Origin of the sequence: Pseudomonas migulae (assembly GCF_024169315.1) — a bacterium.
Lineage (GTDB): Bacteria > Pseudomonadota > Gammaproteobacteria > Pseudomonadales > Pseudomonadaceae > Aquipseudomonas > Aquipseudomonas migulae_B.
The window spans coordinates 4,070,239-4,086,273 of record NZ_JALJWR010000001.1; the positions used below are offsets into that span (position 1 = coordinate 4,070,239).

The 16,035-nt window shown below is 51.4% G+C and carries 14 protein-coding genes and 1 tRNA gene; 5 read left to right on the forward strand and 10 right to left on the reverse strand.

Annotation, left to right across the window (positions count from 1 at the left end; all coding sequences use genetic code 11):
• Positions 1-23: 23 nt before the first annotated feature.
• Entirely contained in the window at positions 24-950 is a 927-nt protein-coding gene (locus J2Y86_RS18765; RefSeq protein WP_253434598.1) for a hypothetical protein, read from the reverse strand.
• A gap of 770 nt (positions 951-1,720) precedes the next feature.
• Between J2Y86_RS18765 and J2Y86_RS30280 the strand changes: the two genes are divergently transcribed.
• From J2Y86_RS30280 to J2Y86_RS18785, 5 genes are all read left to right on the forward strand, one after another.
• Complete coding sequence (locus J2Y86_RS30280; protein ID WP_437180686.1) at positions 1,721-2,053, forward strand: HVO_A0114 family putative DNA-binding protein; 333 nt, start codon at positions 1,721-1,723, stop codon at positions 2,051-2,053.
• A 267-nt stretch (positions 2,054-2,320) separates the two neighbouring features.
• On the forward strand, positions 2,321-4,096 hold the full coding sequence (locus tag J2Y86_RS18770) for a restriction endonuclease subunit S (protein ID WP_253434615.1): 1,776 nt from the start codon (positions 2,321-2,323) through the stop codon (positions 4,094-4,096).
• Entirely contained in the window at positions 4,093-5,829 is a 1,737-nt protein-coding gene (locus tag J2Y86_RS18775) for an AAA family ATPase (protein WP_253434618.1), read from the forward strand. The genes J2Y86_RS18770 and J2Y86_RS18775 overlap by 4 nt, the downstream gene beginning before the upstream one ends.
• The gene (locus J2Y86_RS18780) at positions 5,826-6,641 is read left to right on the forward strand and encodes a hypothetical protein (protein ID WP_253434621.1); all 816 of its coding nucleotides are present in this window, start codon (positions 5,826-5,828) and stop codon (positions 6,639-6,641) included. The genes J2Y86_RS18775 and J2Y86_RS18780 overlap by 4 nt, the downstream gene beginning before the upstream one ends.
• 2 nt (positions 6,642-6,643) lie before the next feature.
• Complete coding sequence (locus J2Y86_RS18785) at positions 6,644-8,161, forward strand: HsdM family class I SAM-dependent methyltransferase (protein WP_253434623.1); 1,518 nt, start codon at positions 6,644-6,646, stop codon at positions 8,159-8,161.
• Positions 8,162-8,244: 83 nt separating this feature from the next.
• On the opposite strand, the gene J2Y86_RS18790 is transcribed toward J2Y86_RS18785, so the two are convergent.
• The 9 genes from J2Y86_RS18790 to J2Y86_RS18830 form a co-directional block, all read right to left on the reverse strand.
• Entirely contained in the window at positions 8,245-9,087 is an 843-nt protein-coding gene (locus tag J2Y86_RS18790) for a chromosome segregation protein SMC (RefSeq protein WP_253434626.1), read from the reverse strand.
• Positions 9,088-9,174: 87 nt separating this feature from the next.
• Complete coding sequence (locus J2Y86_RS18795) at positions 9,175-12,057, reverse strand: DUF927 domain-containing protein (RefSeq protein ID WP_253434629.1); 2,883 nt, start codon at positions 12,055-12,057, stop codon at positions 9,175-9,177.
• Positions 12,047-12,334, reverse strand: a complete 288-nt coding sequence (locus tag J2Y86_RS18800; protein ID WP_253434632.1) for a DUF3077 domain-containing protein — start codon at positions 12,332-12,334, stop codon at positions 12,047-12,049. The genes J2Y86_RS18795 and J2Y86_RS18800 overlap by 11 nt, the downstream gene beginning before the upstream one ends.
• Positions 12,331-12,621 (reverse strand): hypothetical protein, encoded by a 291-nt coding sequence (locus J2Y86_RS18805; protein ID WP_253434635.1) that lies wholly within the window; start codon positions 12,619-12,621, stop codon positions 12,331-12,333. The genes J2Y86_RS18800 and J2Y86_RS18805 overlap by 4 nt, the downstream gene beginning before the upstream one ends.
• 531 nt (positions 12,622-13,152) lie before the next feature.
• Positions 13,153-13,458: a hypothetical protein gene (locus J2Y86_RS18810; RefSeq protein WP_253434638.1), complete on the reverse strand. Its 306-nt coding sequence runs from the start codon at positions 13,456-13,458 to the stop codon at positions 13,153-13,155.
• Positions 13,455-13,709: a helix-turn-helix transcriptional regulator gene (locus J2Y86_RS18815; RefSeq protein ID WP_092281582.1), complete on the reverse strand. Its 255-nt coding sequence runs from the start codon at positions 13,707-13,709 to the stop codon at positions 13,455-13,457. The genes J2Y86_RS18810 and J2Y86_RS18815 overlap by 4 nt, the downstream gene beginning before the upstream one ends.
• Positions 13,710-13,807: 98 nt before the next feature.
• A complete protein-coding gene (locus J2Y86_RS18820) occupies positions 13,808-14,056 on the reverse strand; it encodes a helix-turn-helix domain-containing protein (RefSeq protein WP_253434641.1) in 249 nt (82 codons plus the stop codon).
• A 492-nt stretch (positions 14,057-14,548) separates the two neighbouring features.
• Entirely contained in the window at positions 14,549-15,784 is a 1,236-nt protein-coding gene (locus J2Y86_RS18825; protein WP_253434662.1) for a tyrosine-type recombinase/integrase, read from the reverse strand.
• A 167-nt stretch (positions 15,785-15,951) separates the two neighbouring features.
• Positions 15,952-16,028 (reverse strand) — tRNA-Arg (locus J2Y86_RS18830).
• Positions 16,029-16,035 lie beyond the last annotated feature (7 nt).

Consider the following 16,035-nt stretch of genomic DNA (forward strand, 5'->3'; position numbering starts at 1 on the left):
TGATAGCGCGTGCCGTTTGCAGGTTATGACGCTCGGTCTATCAGCCATCCTACGAGCCCGTTCCGAACGGCTTGCTGAGCTAGCTTCTCTGGTCCCCAGTAAATAAATGAACCATCACTGCTCTCGGTCGCTACAGCCTTCAGGCTTGAATCCGGAGAGTGCGTTATGAAGTAGAAGTGCGTAAAGCCACTCATGTCAGCAAATTTATCCTGATAGGAGCGATAGACCGAAGCTGACGCTTTTGACTTCACTTGAATGCCAATTCGCTCTTGAGTAATGGGAGACAGTAGGTCGAGATCTATATCCTTCTCTACCTCGCCAGCTACTCCAGTTCGCTGCCAACCTGCCTGTCGGAAAATCAAGTCCGTGAGTGTTTCAAGATCCTTGGGATGCAAGTTTTTTATGATGGGTATGACTGCTGCGACCAAGTTCTCTACTGCTAGCTGAGCTTCTGCAATATGAGGCTCAGACGTCCCCATGATTTTGTGAATCAGGTAATCGAGTTCTCTGACCGTGCAAATCGTACCTTGGAAGCTTTGTACAGCGAGAAGCTTGCCACTCAGTTGGCCTTTGATAAGGGGCCTTCCGTTGATGTCCGTGTCACGCCATTGGCCTGCGACCGCTCGGGTCTTTGTGTTATCTGGAAGCTGGCTGATCCCGGGTGTAGCAAAGCACCACCACAGACGGTCAGAAAAAAAGGTTATCCAGAGCGTTGTCTCTGGCTCTTCGTAGAATTGCCTTACCTGGTTGATGTGTCTGGTGACGCTGCCCTGATCTGAGTCAGAGGGAAAGGAGTTTCGTGCTGCTTCCCAGTCCCCATCCACGCACTGCTGATGTGGTACGTCACGGTAGCCGATTCTCAAGGTTCCGTTTTCAACACACTCCTTTTCCCATAGTCCACTGGGCCCCAGTTTGATAAAAAAAGCTTTGGTGGGTTTGATGTTCAACACTCGATACCTCTCCCTGGTGGAAATGAGCTGGCAACCTGTTTCGGCTTGGTGACACTCAGATGTAACCGAGAATCGACCAATTTGATACTGCCTGAATGCTGAAAAGGCGCCGGGGCCCCTGGCATATTTAACGCCACACGGGGTCGGAAACCCGCGGGATCTGGTTAGCAGCTGGCGCCCCAGCTTACTGAAATTTCAGTGTTGAAATTGAAAGGATCTTGAAGAAGAAAGGGCATCGTTACCGTATCGGTAAAGGTAGCCTGAGACCGGCTTTTTTCTAGGGCAAATGCACAGGTGAACAGCAGTTCACCGGGTTCACCTGTTCACTAAGCTGGGAGTTCTCCCGCTAACAAGATCCGGCGGGTTACTCGCCCCGTGCCTTCTCGAAATGCTCAGGGTCCCCGGCGACCTCCCTGGCCATTGGCAATGCTCAAATGAACCGCAACCACCCGGTTTACCCGTTCACTAGGCTCGGGCGCGGGTGGTTGATTATGTTTGGGGCTAGGGGGCCAAGCCCCTACGGTAAAAAAAGGTGTAACTGGTGTTTCATGTGTTACAGATAATCATATCTCATTGTATTTAAACGATTATTTGACGTTACACTAATTTTTGAGAAGTGTTACACGACTCCGTCAAGGGGGGATGGCGTGTAACACCATTGTTTCGAAACTGGTAATCGTATGAGGCTGAAGATAAAGGGTGATCGTCTCGACGATGCTTATGAGGCACTGATACAATTCCCCATATTTTAGGTGTTCTGAGTGACTTCGATGAATCGATGTGTCGCTGGCGTCCGCCGGCCAGGTGAACCGACTTGTACTCAAAATGAGCATGATGAGCATGACCAGCCTACCGTTTGGTTCAGCTCGATGGCTTCACTTGCCGCAGTGCTGTCTGATGATAATCGGGCTTTGCTACGAACCATCCATCATCGTCGTCCAAGGTCGCTAACGGAGCTTGCTGAGATTACTGGTCGTAAGGTGCCCAACCTTTCCCGTACGCTCAGAATGATGGCAGGGTATGGCTTCGTAAAACTAAACAGGAACATGCGAGAAATCGAACCAGTGGCGTTGGTTACAAAATTTCTCGTGGTACTGGAGTAATGGGCATCAATACTAAATGTAATCAAGTAGGTATTGGCCTGTTAAATAGGTGCGATTAAAAATGAGTTTTAAAACTAGATCGCAGCGAATTACCGGAAAATCAAATGCACGACTATTTATTTTGGCCGAAGCATTTTCCAGATTTTTTGAACTGTTTCATAACGATTATCCTGTAAATCTGTACGATGCGGTGGCCAAAATCGGTACTTCTTTAAAGCCCCTATCGAATAGAAGTGAAGAGAGGTTTGTTGCGTAATGGCATTTACTATGAGTATTTCAGAGATAATTGCCAGCGATAAAACGGGGCTCTTAGCTAAACATCGCTCCTGGCAGAGAGTTTCTTTGTCGAAGGTAGCGTTTGTATTGAATGGTGCTCCTTTTAGTTCAAATTTGTTTAGCACAACAACAGGTTTTCCTTTAATAAGAATTCGCGACATTATGGTGGGAAGTACATCCACATTTTATACTGGAGAATACGATGAAAATTTTATCGTGCGCTCAGGTGATTTGCTTGTAGGAATGGATGGGGACTTCAATTCGGCATTTTGGGGTGCAAAGCCCGGTCTTTTGAATCAGCGTGTTTGCAAGATAGTTCCTTACCAAGACTTTTATTCAAAAAAGTTTTTGGCGTTTGTACTTCCTGGTTATCTATCTGCGATTAATAGTAATACGTCTTCGGTGACAGTTAAGCATCTTTCTTCGGGAACGGTAAACGAAATTTTGCTACCTTTGCCTCCCCTGTCGGAACAAACGCGAATTGTCGCGAAACTTGAAGAACTTCTTACAGATCTTGATTTCGGCGTGGCGGAGCTTAAGGCCGCGCAGAAGAAGCTTGGACAGTATCGGAAGTCTCTTTTGCGAGCCGCAGTTGAGGGGACACTCACTGCTCAGTGGCGCCAGCGAAATGTAATTTCTGAGTCCGGTTTAGATTTATTAGAGAGTATTCGAGCAAAGCGTCTTAAACGCTGGGAAGCTAAGCAGCAAGAAAAGTTTGCTGAACAACATAAAGTTCCGCCAAAAGATTGGCAAAGAAAATATGTCGAGCCTACTTCTCCCGATGCGGATGAGCTTTCGGCATTGCCGGAAAGTTGGGTGTGGGCCAAAGTCGCACAAGCAGGGGCTGTACAGCTTGGGCGACAACGGGCTCCTCAGTTTCATACTGGAAGCAATATGGTGCCTTATCTTCGCGTTGCGAACGTGTACGAAGATCGTATTGATATTTCAGATGTTATGGAAATGCATTTTTCCGAGGCAGAAGAGCAAACATTCAAATTAGAAGTAAATGACATTTTGCTGAACGAGGGTCAAAGCCTGGAGCTAATTGGGCGTCCTGCCATCTACCGAGGTGAGCTACCTCGTGCATGTTTTACTAACACGCTTGTTCGCTTCAGGTCGGAAGAAGGCGTTGTGCCTGAGTATGCTTTAGCAGTGTTCTTAAACTATATGCATTCTGGGCGGTTTCGTAAGATCGCAACAATTACAACAAATATCGCTCATCTTGGGGCTTCACGATTTTCCGAGGTGGAATTTCCATTACCAAGTACTGTTGAACAAGTAGAAATAGTAAAGCAGCTTGCAGACCAGTTATCCAAACTTCGGGATCAGCAGGCGGCTGTTTCGCATGCTCTCAAACAGTCAGCAGCTCAACGCGCAAATATCCTCAGGACAGCGTTTTGCGGCTCGCTCGTGCCACAAGATGCCGGTGACGAATCTGCTGAGGATTTGTTGGCGCGTATAAACGCAGATCAAGAAGAGAGAGACGCTCAACCAAAGGCACGCAAAAGGGTGGCCAGAAAGGAGATCGCAACGGTGAATAGGAGCTTATTTGAGGTTTTGAATGAAGCTACTGATTGGTTGACTGCGCAGGAAGTATTTCGACTTTGTGGCGTTACCGATGGTTCGGAGACCGATCAGATAGAAGTTTTGTATGCTGAGTTGCGTGAGCTGGTCCAGGCGAGTCTTGTATCGGTGGTGCCTGTAATGGATGAAAAAGGTCGAAAGGTATATGACCGCTTGAAGCTTAGGGAAGCGAGCAGACTATGAGACTGAAAAAACTCACGATTGGTAGTGATAAGAACAGTCCTACACACCAATTTAAAAACCTGAAAAATGTAACGATTGATTTTGATGCGGATCATTGGGTTACTGTTGTAATTGGGTGGAATGGAACAGGAAAGTCCAATGTTTTAGAAGCATTGGCAATAATTTTTCGCGATTTAATAAGCAAGAAACGCACAGTAGTTTTTGCATTTAAGCTTTCTTATCGTATGGGTGAAGGCGATCAATCTAAGCATATATACATTGATGCGGATCCGGATCGAGAAAAAGAACCATTGATTATTCGAGTCTCTAATGTTTTTAATGAGGCGAAAGAGATTGAGCTTGGATCTGAAGAGTCAGAGGCAGACTCTTTTCAGCAAACTGCTCATCAAGGTGAGTTGATAAAGTTAAAGACTTTTTTGGATGCTGATACAACCTATTTGCCTAGGTATGTATTCAGTTATTATTCTGGGGAAAGCACACGTATGCACGATGTGTTTCTTCCTTATCTAGAAAGTTATGATAGCAAACTAAGGAATGGTGAAGATCCGGGGTTGAAACGGCTTTTTTATGCGATGCCGGTACACAGTCAGTTTGTACTTTTAGCTTTTTTGATACAGCAGTCGGATGTGGTTCGGTCTTTTTTAGATGATCATTTAGGACTTGATCCAGACGAAGGAATCGAATCGGTGCTTTTTGTACTTCGTCAGCCTCCTTGGAAGTCAAGAGCACCAGATGGGGATTCGCGATTTTGGAATGCAAGGGGGGTGGTCCAGGAGTTTTTGTCTCGGCTATATAATATTGCGATTGCTCCTATTGAAGTGAGCCGTCGAGTATCTACCTCCATCTGGAATAAAGAAACGCTACAGTTTAAATATCTTTTCGTTAAGGATATATCTGCATTACGAGAATTGGTAGGAACGCAATCACCTGCAAGTTTTTTTCGCGACCTAGAAAGCACGTATGTTTCGGAGCTGATCGAAGAAGTCAGGATTCGCGTTCGTCTTAAAAAAAATGATGGGTGTGTGACTTTTAGAGAGTTAAGCGAGGGTGAACGACAGTTACTAACTGTTCTTGGCTTATTACGATTTACTTCCGAAAACGAAAGTCTTTTTCTTCTGGATGAGCCGGATACACACCTTAATCCACGCTGGAGTGTTGATTATATATCTTATCTGAAGAGCTTTATCGCTGCCGGTGATGGGAAAGAAGAAACTAGCCATATCCTTCTGACCACACATAACCCGCTGGCGGTAGCTGATCTTGAACGAAAACAAGTTCAAATTCTGCAGATGAGTAAGCATGCAGATCGCCGTCACATTGTTGCATGCTATCCAGATATGGATCCCCGTGGCATGGGGTATGCTGCCATTGTGACTAGCGATATGTTCGGGATCGCTTCCAGTTTGGATCAAACCACTCAACTTCTTCTAGAAAAACAGAGAGTATTGTCAGCTAAACAAGACCTCTCAAATCCCGAGCAGGTAGAGCTAGATACTTTGAATGGAAAGCTCGATCGTCTCGGTTTCCGCTTTTTCCATCCGGATGATGAATTTTCTCGATATCTTAGATTGCGAGATAAGATACTAAAAGACCGATTTGGCACAGACGACCCCGATACGCTTGCTTTCGAAACTGTAGAAATGAGTCGCGAGGAAAAGGAGGCGTTGGCGTCTGAATTAATAGAAAGACTCCTCGCCGAAGATCTTGAACTAGCGGGTAGTAAAGATCGATGAGATATATAGATCAGGACGAATTAAGATTACCGGATGGGTGGACAGATCGAGCACAGGCCGCTTCTGTTGCTGTGCTCGCTGGTGCAGATCCCGATGACTTCGCCAGTGTCTGGCGAGATTTGAAAGACTTCTTGGCTGATCTATTTCCAGAAAAGAAGTGTTGGTACTGTGAAACTCCCGTTGATCGCGCAGATAATGCAGTTGACCATTTTCGTCCTAAAGGGCGTGTTGGAGACGCGACCAATATTCACACTGGGTATCGCTGGCTTGCATTCGACCCGCGAAACTTTAGGTATGCATGTACTTTTTGTAACAGTCGTCGCAAGGGTATAGAAGGTCTCACTGTTGGTGGAAAGGCCGACAGGTTTCCACTTCTCAATGAAGCTAATCGACTATATGCAGCTGGACCTCTAAGCCAAGAAACACCAGAACTTCTCGATCCTTGTCAATTGCATGAGTGGGAGTTGCTGGGGTGCCGCCAGGAGAATGGAAAGCCATGTGCGACAAGCCAGGATCCTATTGAAAAAAAACGCGCCGAAACCTCCATTGAGGTATACCACCTGCATTACGAACCAACCTGCAAAAAACGTCATGCAGTGAGTGTTCAATTAATGGCAGATGTGGAACAGGGAAAGTTACTTTTTCCGCTCTCAAGAACTGATAACGCTATGCAAGAACTTTTTACAATTGTCGCGAGAAAAATTCGTAGAGCAATAGATCGCAAAGCTGTTTTTAGCGGGGAAATGATATTTCTGCTTAAAGGGCAGCGGCACGTTGATCATCCTTGGATTCAAAAATTACTGGAAGCATGATGATGAATAGTTCCACGCTCGTTCAGAAAGTCTGGAATTTCTGCCACACTCTACGAGATGATGGCGTAGGTTACGGTGATTATCTTGAACAGCTCACATATCTTTTATTTCTTAAAATGGCGCATGAATATGCGCAGAAGCCATACTACCGTGAAACACAAATCCCTGAAGGTTATGATTGGGGCAATCTGTGTGACAAAGATGGTGTAGAGCTGGAAGCCCATTACTTATCGACTCTCCACACTCTTGGGCAACAACCTGGTATGTTAGGTGCGATATTCTTTAAAGCACAGAACAAAATACAAGACCCTGCAAAGCTTTCTCGTTTGGTTCAACTGATAGACGCAGAAAGTTGGGTTAGCATGGGTACGGACGCAAAGGGTGATTTATATGAAGGATTGCTTCAGAAGAACGCGGAAGATACTAAGAGTGGAGCAGGCCAATATTTCACGCCTCGCGCATTGATTCAAGCTATGGTGGCGTGCTTGCGTCCTAAACCACTTAAGTCAATAGCCGATCCCGCTTGTGGCACTGGCGGATTTTTTCTAGTCGCGAACGAGTGGCTGAATGGATCCGCAGATTGGATAAAGCAAAATTCTGATTGGTTGGACTATAAGTTTCCTAAACTTAATACTAAGCAAAAGAAATTTCTGCGAGATGAAACCTTTCATGGTAACGAAATAGTTCCAAACACACGACGGTTGTGTCTAATGAATCTATTTCTACATGATATTGGCGAGCTCATAGGCGAACCGTCTGTAGATCGATCGGATGCGTTAATATCTGAACCAAAAATGCGTGTTGATTATGTTTTGGCTAATCCACCTTTTGGGAAAAAAAGCAGTATGACTATCACCAATGAAGAGGGTGATGAGGATAAAGATGCATTAATGTATGAGCGTCCTGATTTCTGGGAGACTACAGCTAATAAGCAGTTGAATTTTCTGCAGCACATAGTTTCCTTGTTGAAGGTCGATGGAAAGGCGGCGGTAGTATTGCCAGATAACGTTTTATATGAGGGAGGGGCCGGCGAGAAGATCAGAAAGCGGCTTCTAGAAACGTGTGATGTGCATACTATATTACGCTTGCCTACAGGCATTTTTTATGCGAATGGCGTAAAGGCAAATGTGGTGTTTTTTGACGCTAAGCCAAACGATGGCAACACTAAAACAAAGGGGGTTTGGTTTTATGACTTACGAACAAATCAGCACTTTACTCTTAAAACTAGACCGTTAAAATTTGTAGATCTTCGCGACTTTGTAATTTGCTTTAGTCCAGATAATCGAAACGATCGAACTGAAAATGATCGTTTTAGATATTATAGCTATGAGGATCTTATTGTTCGTGAAAAGACGAGCTTGGACTTGTTCTGGTTAAAGGATGACTCGTTAGATAGTCATGATAATTTGCCTCCTCCAGACGTATTGCAGCTTGAGATAATTGATCACTTAGAAGCCGCGCTGCTCGCTTTTCGTGATGTTGCTGCGGAACTTCCTAGTTCTGCTGCTAATAAGGAATGATTAGGTAATGGATGGGGGGCATTCATTCAAGTAATTTAATTATAAAAAGCCGACTGTTGTCGGCTTCTTTTGTCTCGATAGCCTTACATTGCAAGGACATCCCGCGATTTGTATAGGGAAGCTCGATTTGCGAGTTCATTCCACTTCCAACTAGCGAAATTTTCACCCTGCTCGGGAATATCGAGCTTCATTAAGGACACCGGGTCGCGGCCTATCAGCCGAGCGGCGGCGTAAAGTTTGCCGCCTACATCCAGCAGTGTTTGGGCCGCTTCATTCCACGTTTCCTCCAGGGCGTCGTGAGCGAGCCGCAAGGCGGTGTCTTCAATTTTTTGGTGTTCTACCTGAGCCTCACTAATGTGTCTGTCTACGATGGCCAGCTCTTGCTCCAACGCAGTGATGATCAGGAGTTGGCGGCGATGTTGTTCGGTCGCGGTAGTGAGGTTTTTCGCGGCTTTCTGAGCGTCGGTGCTGGCTGCTTTTTCGCCGTCGACATCGCCCCAGGCCACGGCCTGTGCATAAGCGGTAGCGGCCAGGGTCTCCGCCTGCCGTGCGCTAGCCATCTCTTCCTGCGTTTGTTGGCGAATTTCCTCCAGGCGAGTGCTGAGGCTATGGCGTTTAGCGTTGAGCTCCAATTCATCAGCCATCCAGTTCGCCATGTCGGCAATGTAGCCTTCCATCAAGCTTTCCCGGTTGGCCAGCTTCTCCAGGCGGTCCAGCTGGTGATCCAGTCGGAAAATCTGATGATCGAGCGAATCGATCTTTAATTTTCGACTGCTGATTTCATGCCGGACGTCGCTCTCGCGGCCGTGGTTAATGACATCTTCGCTTTGAAGCGCAGCCTCAAAAGGTGGCAGTTCCTTTTTGATGGCTTCCATTTCAATGACCAATTTGGCGCGTCTGTCTTTCAGTTGTTCAATTCGGTTCATGAGTTTTGCCCTGATGATTTAATTGGGGGTCGGAGTGGCTGGCGAGGCCCGCTTGAGCCGGCTCTACCTCAGTCAGTAGGCCCGCCGTCAGGCGGCCTGAGCCTCGCATTCATCCGTTCCCGGCACGGTCTTCACCACATAGCAACGCTGAGTGCCCAGGCCGGGTAGGCGGACGGAGCAGGAGGCTTTGCCGTCCGGCCCGGGCTCAAGGACGCCACGGCGTATCAACTCCTTGTTCACCGCATTGATGTTCATGCCTTTGAACACTTCAGAGCGCCATGCCTCAGGCAGCACGTAGTAGGTGTTGGTGGTGTGTAACGCGTCACCCAGGCCGTGCTCCAGCGTCTTGCGAAAACCCAACCGGTCGATGGTGCGTGGTCCATGCTCATCGATCTTCGCGGCTGCCGACTCCCAGCGCGTGAAACGGCTTTCACCGAAGCGCTCGATCACCTGGCGCAACCGCGCCAATATCGTGTCCCCTTCGAGGTTCCCGGCGCCTCCGCGCTCATTCATCCAAGCACTGAGGCACACCCGGGCAGCGGTGGTGGCCGTGCCGTCTGGCCAGCCGGTAATTCCCATCGCAGTGGCCAGTTCGCCGGCAGCGGCGGCCAGACCAAAACGGGCTGCTGCACGGTGCGCTTGGCCACTCGCTGTCGCGGGCAATGCCTTGGCGATAAAGCCCTCCAGGGTGTGGCGCAAAATCGCCGACCAACCATGCCGTTTGCCAGGCTCACAGAGGGCCGACAGGAAAGCAGTGAGTGGTGTGCCGTAGTATTTGGCCACCCGTGCCTTGAGTGCGTCGGAGAGGGCGGCGGCGTCGTCGAAACCGTTCAGTACATCGAACATGCCGAGGCCCTTGCTGGCGTCCGCCGGTACGGCGAGCATGCGTACTTCCATGCCGGCTTTCAGTTCCTTGTTGGCTTCGGCCATGTGTTGCGCCAAGGTCTTCTCACCGGTCGAGAGAAAAAGCAAACGCCACTCCTGCACCTGTCGGCCTGCTTGTCCTCGATCATTGGCGCGAGCCTTGCCGGTGCCGTTGCCGAGCATGTACACCGTTTCGCCAATGATGCGCGGGTCGCACATGCCAATTTCATCCAGCACCAAGAGCCCGTCCGAATGTGCGGCGGCGATGGATTCCAAGGCGTTATCGGTCGAGCGCCAGGAGCGCACCAAGCGGGGCCCGCCGTAGATCGAGGCGGCCACTTGCAGGTGCGTAGTCTTGCCTCCCGAGCTGTCACCGTAGAGGTGAAAGCCGCCCGACTCATGGCCGAGCATGTGCAGCAGCGGGCCGGCAAACGCCACGCTGGCCACAAACGCCAGACGGTGATTGCCGATGCACAACGCGCCGATCTGCTCTTGCCATTGCTCCAAAGTACCGGCTTCGCTGATGGGGGGAAGCTGCGCGCCGGCCTCATAGAAGTGCAGGTGTTCGATGTGCGAGCCGACCTGTTGTTCGGGCAGCAAGAAGGCGCTGTCATGCCAGCCCAAGCGGGTGACTAGTCGTGCGCGCTGGGCACTGTCAAAGCCACCGAGATAACTCTGCAGGTCATTGCGTGCATTGCGCCCGGAACGACTGCCAGCTAGTCGCAAACCCATGTCTACGAGTGGGCCGAGTACGTCCTTGCCGAAGTCGCCGGTCATGGTCCGCGCCGGAATGTTCCAGCGCTTTTTCGCCCCGTCTGGATCGTCGAACTCGACCAGCAAACCCCAGTTATGACCTTGCGCGTCGCGGGTGCGCGCCAAGATCTCCAGTGGCGAGCACACTGGACGTGCCTCGCCATCGTCACCGGAATAAAACACGCCTTCGGGCGTCAGGCGGAAGCCGCCGGGCAACAGATCGTTTTTGGGTTTCGCGGCGCGCTTGGTCGCCGGCTTAGCCTTGGCTTCGGGTGGTTCGGCCGGTGCTTTCTCCGGCTCGACGCCGAACAATTCGCCAATGCGTTCCAACTCGGCGACGTGCGCCGCCGTCCAGCCTTTGGCCTGCGCATCGGCCGCGTCGTCGCCGTCATCCCATTGACCACCCTTGGCGAAGGCCGGTTGGTCATTCTTGAGGGTGGGCTTGCGTTTGAAGACATCCAGGGCGATCACGCGCACCGACGCGGCGCCGATCTGGTGCAGTTGTTCGGCGACGGCGTCCATGCAGCTTTTGCCGCTGGCGTCGTTGTCTGGCCACAACACCACGGATCGACCTTTGAGCGGTGTCAGGTCGGCTTTGTGCCAGGAGTTCGAGCCGTTCGGCCAGCACGTGGCCACGTAGTGGGGCAGCAGCTCCGCTGCGGAGTCGGCGGCCTTTTCGCCTTCGCACAGAATGACCGGAGCCTCTGCGCGTTGTGTCAGTTCATCCAAGCGCAGCAGAGGACGCGGCTCAGGTAGCCCCTGCCAACGCCATTGCTGCGTTTGACCGTCGGTACGCTGGCACCAGGTCAAGGGGGCAAACACCTTATGCGGTTTGCCGTCTTCGTCCGGGCCCAAATCGAAGCGATAGAGCGCCATGACCGGCTGGCCTTGAGCGTCGCGGTAGATCCAGACGTTGGACGGCGTACCGTGTTGCCGGTGTTTGGTCGGGCACTTGTTCATGGCCTCGGCCGGGATCGGCTGGATGGCGAGCCATTCCGGCATTTTGCTTTTGGTTGGGCTCGGCTTCGATAGAGCCGCGCCTGCGGTAACATGCAGCAGATCCGCCAGCTTGCTGCAAGCCTCGACGTCGGTACCGCCGTCGAGATAGCGCACCAGATCGATCAGGTCGCCGCCTTTGTCTCCGGTGGCAAAATCCGCCCAGGTGCCTTTTCTCAAGTTGACCTTGAGCGAGCCGACGCGCTTGTCGGCACGGGTTGGATTGGGAGCGGTGTATTCCTTGCCGCCGTCGACGCGTTTGCCATTTGGCAGCCAATGGGCAAGTACCCGCTCGATCTCTTTCAGAGAGGCCGCTTTCACGTCGGCGAAGCTGGGGCGTTTCGCGTTATTGGTCATGGCCAGCCTCCATTTGCAGGAGGGCGGTGGTCACATCATCGATCACCGCTTTGCCCATTTCACTGAGGTAGTGGGCGGCCATCGCGCACTGCTCAGTGTTGTCGCCGTGGGTGGCCAGGAGCGTCATGCGATTCGCGCAGCTCAGCAGGTCGGAGGCGTATTCAAGCGCGTCGGATACCGGGATGCCGGCACTGAGCTGAAACAGCGTCTGATTGGGTTTCCCGCACTGCGCAAAAGTGGTCGCGCCCTGGGTGGTGACGTTGGCATGAAGACTCATCGCGCACCCCCGGCTTTAGCCCGAGGTATCGACGTCGCATCACCATGCAGAGTCAGGGTTTTGATTAGGCCCAGGGTGCCGCGCACGTCCCAAATAACGGCCGCCAATATGTGATTGGCCAGACGAGGTCTGTCGCTGTCGCTTTCGAAGTGGTCCTCGAGCAGGGTCAGCACTGAGTCGGCGCGGTTAATGGCGCAGGTGATGGCGTCAATCGGAATGCCGGCCTCGACATCGTTGCTGACGTCGAGCAGGTCTTCGGGCAGGGAACAGCTCAGGGCGTTGTTCATTGGGCACCGCCTGCGGTTTCGAGCGCGCGGGCTTTGGCCATATGGGCGTTGTATCGGGTGAGACGTGTAGCGAGGCTGGAGTTGGCGTGTAAAGCGGCGAGAGCCATTGCACGATGGGCAGCGGCGCGATTTTTGGACGGATCCATAGTGATCATTTGATGTAGCTCCCGAATCAGAGGAGCCACCACAACCTGCCGCCAAGCAGGAATGGGTGGCGAATTGCGCAAGATTGGCGGACCGGTGATTCAGGAACCCGGCGCACCCGAAGGTGCTCCTGCGCAACTCGCCATAACGCATAATCGCGGGCACAAAAAAAGCGCCTGCAATTGAGTATATGGCGCTGTTGCGCCTGAAATCGTTCGACCCGCCAAGGTCGGTCACTGAATTTGCAGCGACCGCCAGAGAGTAACGTCCCATTTTCGAAAGTGCAACCGTGCGGAAACCTTGCGCATTTTTTCGATGCGTCATAAATTGTGCTGGCATGTAGATTTACCTCAACGCCTCCGGATCGCTCCCGGGGGCGTTTCCATTTCAGGTGTGAACTTCCCAGTGCAGAGAAAGCAGGGGCAGGAAGTCACCATCAATCATTGAGCGAGCATCTTCGTAGGCTGCTACTTGCTGGCCTTCGTCGACAATTACAGCGCTGAATTTCTCGGTATGCATCGCTAGGGCGCACCAGGTTCCATCAGGCCACTTCAACACTCCCACGACGCGATTAAGGCGTTCGTGTTTGGTTCGGTAGCGCTCGAGTCGTTGCATGTACGATGCCGATAGACCGATCTCGCGAAGGACTGAAAACGGCTTCAATACCGCCCTACGAGCAATGTGCCTTCTCATGCTGCTGCCTCGTTGCGAGCGGCGATACGCGCTCGGGTCCAACTCAAAACCTCAGACAAAACCCAGGCGACTGGAGCACCACGAGCATTGCTGTCAGTGAGCTTTACGGACTGCGGGAATCCGCTTTCGGGCTGACTCATGAGTTTGTAAACGGTAGCGCGACCGATACCTGTGATGGCCATCACCAGGTGGATGCGGATGAGTGTGGCGGCGGGATCGAAGCGTCCTAACTCTGAATCGCTAACTCTCATTGGCGAGATCGTAGGCGGCACAAATTCTCGAATCGAATCGGCATTGGTTACTGAAAGTGCAAGCGCCGTAACGGTGCATTTCTGCTTGGTTTCAACCATTACGCATGTCCTCGCGCTAAGTTGGTGGTAGCGGAGCACACACGACTTTCGAGCCAGGTGGCGACATCTTGAGGGCGGTAACGCACTCGAGATCCGGTCTTTAGGTAAGGAAGAGAGTTGGTGCGAGAACTGCGCCAAGCGGCAAGCGTTCGGCTGGACAAGCCAAGTGCAGTGGCAACTTGATCGGTGGTCAGCAGTTCAGATGTGATCGTGGTATCAGATGTAACTGAAGCGTTGAGGAGCGTCATAGCGCGTTTCCTGTAGTAGTTCTTACAGGCCCAAGCTATATAAACGCTTTTGCATTTATTGGAAGTTCGATTTTCTGGGGGTTTAGCCTTCTGCGGTGCTTTTTTTGGGGGGAAGTCGTGCACGTTCGCAGCACAGTTTTGATTTTCACTGTAGACGTCCAACCATGTCCTACTGGTTTTTCATACAGTTTAAAAACGAAAAGTCAGAGATGGCGGCTGTGTACAAATCCGACGAACGGTAGCCCCCGGGCCCCTGATCCGTAATCAGGAGCAGCGACGCGAATTCCGCCGGATTACACGAAACGGAGCAGCCGGCAGGAAGGTGAGGAGGATTTAAGGCGTTACACCTCTTTGCCGCGTAACACCGGGTGGATGGATAGCCTGTGCAGCGTGTTGCGCGGAAATTACCCAATAAATTCAATGGGTTGGTCGGTGCTGTAACACCCGTAACACTCGTAACACCCATTTTTCATGGGTGCTGGGATTACACAGTCATACCGCCTTGCCAAATTGACCCTGGACAATGTTGCCGTGCTCCAATTCATCAAGGTGGTCTGCATACCACTGCATCATGACTTTGCGCTGAGGCAAGTACACAGCCTTGTTGTACACACCTGCTATTCCCTCTTTTACATGAGAGAGCTGAGCCTCAATGTGGTTTTCGTCAAATCCCTGTTCATTAAGGATCGTGCTAGCAATGTGACGGAAACCATGGCCAGTTTGCCGGCCCGCATATCCCAGCCTGCGCAGCGCCATCAGAAAGACGGTATTGCTACGGGGGATGGTTCGATCTTTTCTCCCAGGGAAGAGAAGGGGGTATGCGCCTGTCAGCGTGCGCAGCTCCGTTATCGATTCAATGGCCTGTCGAGATAAAGGCACTACATGCTCGCGCCGACGCTTCATTCTCTCGGCTGGAATCGTCCAGAGCTTTTTGTTGAGGTCGATTTCTGACCAGCGTGCTTCTCTAATCTCGCTCGGGCGCGCCGCTAACAGAGCAAGCAAACGAAGCCCAAGACGGACATCCTTTGCGTGAGGGTAAGAGTTGATAGCTCGAAGTAATGCAGGCAGCTCTTCTATTGATACGTGTGCATAATTTTCAGCACTTCGTGTCTGAAGAAATTTATTAAGGCCTTCAAGCGGGTTGTGGATCGCTCGGCCTGTCACGCGTGCCAAGTCGTAGATTTCTTTGCAGAAGGCCCGAACTCTGCCCATTTGCTCAATGATCCCTTTCTGCTCCATGCCGCGCAGAAACTCCATCCATTCGAGGGGCAGTATTTCTGTGTAGATGCGTTTGCCGAAAACGGGGAATACGTGAAGCTCCAGGGCACCAAGGACTCGACGGGACGTGCCGGCTTCCCAGCTTGAGCGCCTAGCCTCAAACCATTCGCGTCCCAATGCTTCGAAAGTGTTGTTGGCAGCCACCCGGTCAGCAATCTTGCGAGCCTGCTTACTGACTAAAGGGTTTTTACCCGTCGATGCGTCATCCCGCAGTTGCGCCGCCTTCTGCCTGGCTAGCGAGCCACTGATTTCGGGGTAACCGCCTAGGCCCAGCCAGGACCATTTCCCGTCTGGTTTTTTGTAGCGCAACTCCCACGACTTCTGCCCATTTGCCTTGACCCGAAAATACAAGCCGTTGCCGTCTTGCTCCCGGTACGTCGCACTCTCTGGCTCCAAGCCTGCAAGAGTAGTGTCGGCCAGTGGGCGGCGTTTGATTTCAGTACGCTTCACTGCGTGTATGCCTCCAGTTCAATGAATCTCAAAGCATACACGTGGGCATACACGGCGTGAAGTTATAGGGGTAGACAGGGAGGGATAGCCAGAAACAAGAAAGCCCGCACAGGGCGGGCTTCTTGGGGTGTTTCGTAGACTGTCTGAGACAGGTCTAGACTGCAATATGGTGCACCAGGCGGGATTCGAACCCACGACCCCTGCCTTCGGAGGGCAGTACTCTATCCAGCTGAGCTACTGGTGCAAGCGGG

Excerpts from the sequence above, each read along its gene's own strand:
- J2Y86_RS18810 (WP_253434638.1), bottom strand. The coding sequence starts at position 13,458 with ATGAGAAGGCACATTGCTCGTAGGGCGGTATTGAAGCCGTTTTCAGTC.
- J2Y86_RS18815 (WP_092281582.1), bottom strand. The coding sequence starts at position 13,709 with ATGAGAGTTAGCGATTCAGAGTTAGGACGCTTCGATCCCGCCGCCACA.
- J2Y86_RS18820 (WP_253434641.1), bottom strand. The coding sequence starts at position 14,056 with ATGACGCTCCTCAACGCTTCAGTTACATCTGATACCACGATCACATCT.
- J2Y86_RS18800 (WP_253434632.1), bottom strand. The coding sequence starts at position 12,334 with ATGAGTCTTCATGCCAACGTCACCACCCAGGGCGCGACCACTTTTGCG.
- J2Y86_RS18805 (WP_253434635.1), bottom strand. The coding sequence starts at position 12,621 with ATGAACAACGCCCTGAGCTGTTCCCTGCCCGAAGACCTGCTCGACGTC.
- J2Y86_RS18775 (WP_253434618.1), top strand. The coding sequence starts at position 4,093 with ATGAGACTGAAAAAACTCACGATTGGTAGTGATAAGAACAGTCCTACA.
- J2Y86_RS18780 (WP_253434621.1), top strand. The coding sequence starts at position 5,826 with ATGAGATATATAGATCAGGACGAATTAAGATTACCGGATGGGTGGACA.
- J2Y86_RS18770 (WP_253434615.1), top strand. The coding sequence starts at position 2,321 with ATGAGTATTTCAGAGATAATTGCCAGCGATAAAACGGGGCTCTTAGCT.
- J2Y86_RS18790 (WP_253434626.1), bottom strand. The coding sequence starts at position 9,087 with ATGAACCGAATTGAACAACTGAAAGACAGACGCGCCAAATTGGTCATT.
- J2Y86_RS18785 (WP_253434623.1), top strand. The coding sequence starts at position 6,644 with ATGAATAGTTCCACGCTCGTTCAGAAAGTCTGGAATTTCTGCCACACT.
- J2Y86_RS18795 (WP_253434629.1), bottom strand. The coding sequence starts at position 12,057 with ATGACCAATAACGCGAAACGCCCCAGCTTCGCCGACGTGAAAGCGGCC.
- J2Y86_RS30280 (WP_437180686.1), top strand. The coding sequence starts at position 1,721 with ATGAATCGATGTGTCGCTGGCGTCCGCCGGCCAGGTGAACCGACTTGT.